We start from the raw sequence: 2045 nt of genomic DNA on the forward strand, positions 1-2045 counted from the left end.
AACTCCATTTCTGGCGTGATGATGCCGGCGCGCGCATAGGCAAGTTGGGTCACCGCCTTGCCCTGCTTGGCCTTGAGCGGCCGATTGCGTATCGGAAATTCCGGTGTCAGGCGCTCGCCGGTGGCGAATCCATTGTCTTCCGGCCGGACGTGGCGGCCGTCATAGGCTTCGACATCGCCACGCGCCGTGACCCATTCGTGGCGAAGCCGGGCAAGGCCTTTTTCGATGCTGGTTTCGACTGATGGATCGGTGTAGGGGCCGGACGGATCGTAGACGGTGACGGGCGGTTCGCCGGCCGTCGGATGGACGGAAATCTCGCGCATCGGCACCCTGATCTGCGGGTAGAGGACGCCGGGCTTGTGGATTTTCCGCGAGGCGGGCAGTGGTCCCGTCGATACGGCGGGGGTGAGGGCATTCATCGTGAGGCTCCTTTGCTCATGCATTGGAGACCCAGTTCTGTGCCGGAAGGATGAAAAGACGCTTCTGTAGACCTGCTGCAACAGGACCTCGGGCGTAAACTCCCGCAAAGCGCTTGCACCGTCCCTACGCCAGTATGAACTGGATCAGGTTCAACGGGTCACTGCGCCGCGAAAGCCAGCAGTATCTCAGCCCCTTGCCGGGACTCCCCTGGTGAATGCCTTAGGTTGAACGGGCTGACGCTATCTTGTCAAGCGCATTCGGGCGCCTTCGGCCGGTGGCGACGACCGGCGGCCAGCCGGGCGGAGAGCTCGCGCATGCATCGGGGACAAGTCACGCCCCGTAGACCGGGGCTGAATGGCCAAAGCCTCATTCGCTTCGTGAAGGATGGAGAAACTGTATTGGCCATGTGCGCGTATCGACCAAGTAGCTCAGGCGGTCACGGATGTGGTTATTCTGGTCGAAGGTGACGAACGGCCTTGGGGGTCACCTCCTTTAGGATTCAGAGGTTGGAAGACGGCTTCTCGCGATCACGGCCATCAGGAAATACCTGTCTTCGGCTCAACCTCGACATGGCGTCCGATCGACCGCAGATATACAGCTATCTCGTTCATGAGATGATCGCGTTCGCCGTAGATTTCAGCAATCCTACGCAGCTGTGGCTCGACGGCCCTCCGTTGCGCTGGCGTGAAATCAGCATCGCCAAAGACGTATCCCAAGTTGCCAATCGCGCAAATTTTGCAGCCGGCGTCCACAACTGCTTGTACGAATGCCGGAATGTCTTTTTCTTGCATGGTCTTCATGTCGAACCTCTCGTGAATGGCGTGCTTGCGCCCCAATCTGCCTTTTCAGCGTGTCCTCTGGGCGGCGCAAGCCCTGAGCGTGACTGTGCACGGGCAACCTCGACTATCCCATCTGCCACGCTCTTTAGAATCGGTGGGGTCTGGTGATCGCAGGCTGGGCCACTCAAAAGCCTGCAAGAAGAAAGTCATGGCGACCATTGCTCAAGATCGCAAGGGTGCGTGCAAGACCTTCCGTTGGCAGTCATGCACGCTCGCTCAGAGATAGTCCGGCCGCGGAAATTCTCCCTTATTCGTAAGAAAGCTCATTGAGCAACTGGGCATTGAGCAACTGGGTCTCACGTCACGGGTCTCGTGTGCTTCACAGCCGAAAAATAGCCGCCGTGGCAATTCTCGAAAAGTGCAGGCTACCTCGTTAAGGACACTGCGGATGATCGTTCGCGCTTGGCAAAAGCGAACGGATTAGTCTATGGCTCTCGGCAGGGGGGCGAGTTATGCGGCGGGTGCGAATCCTTCAAGTAGGCGATATTCACTATCCGGACTGGCATCCTTCCTCTAGCAACATCGATGCCAAGGATAGCAAGTTCGCTCCGAAAATAACGCAGAAGCTACGCGCGTCTTCGCTGCGTGCCGTCTTGACGAAACTTCGGCGGCTGACGACTTCGAAGCCCTTGGATTCGATCGCCTTCATGGGGGATTTCACGAGCCGTGGCGACAAGACCTTCATTGCTTCGGCATTCCAGCATTTCACGTTGCTCTGCCGCGCACAGGGACGCAGTTCAAAGGCGCTTCCGTTGATATTCGTACCGGGAAATCACGATGTGAACC

The 2045-nt window shown here is 58.2% G+C and carries 2 protein-coding genes, 1 pseudogene and 1 riboswitch; of the genes and pseudogenes, 1 reads left to right on the plus strand and 2 read right to left on the minus strand.

Going from position 1 to position 2045, the window contains the following annotated elements; translation table 11 throughout:
* Together EN906_RS18205 and EN906_RS18215 are read right to left on the minus strand one after the other, a co-directional pair.
* Positions 1 to 419: pseudogene (locus EN906_RS18205) on the minus strand (phosphomethylpyrimidine synthase ThiC); the annotation flags it as partial.
* 103 nt (positions 420 to 522) lie between these two features.
* A riboswitch (TPP riboswitch) is annotated at positions 523 to 639 on the minus strand.
* Between the two features lie 317 nt (positions 640 to 956).
* Positions 957 to 1220 carry a hypothetical protein gene (locus EN906_RS18215; RefSeq protein ID WP_082826710.1) on the minus strand — a complete coding sequence of 88 codons (264 nt, stop codon included), beginning with the start codon at positions 1218 to 1220 and terminating at the stop codon, positions 957 to 959.
* A 491-nt stretch (positions 1221 to 1711) separates the two neighbouring features.
* On the opposite strand from EN906_RS18215, the gene EN906_RS18220 reads away from it, so the two are divergent.
* The coding region (locus EN906_RS18220) for a metallophosphoesterase (protein ID WP_206529117.1) at positions 1712 to 2045 on the plus strand (334 nt) is incomplete at its 3' end.

The sequence above is a fragment of the Mesorhizobium sp. M7A.F.Ca.CA.004.06.1.1 genome (assembly GCF_003999135.1).
In the GTDB taxonomy this organism is placed as follows: domain Bacteria; phylum Pseudomonadota; class Alphaproteobacteria; order Rhizobiales; family Rhizobiaceae; genus Mesorhizobium.

Coding starts and splice junctions, on each gene's coding strand:
- EN906_RS18215 (WP_082826710.1), bottom strand. CDS start 1,220: ATGAAGACCATGCAAGAAAAAGACATTCCGGCATTCGTACAAGCAGTT.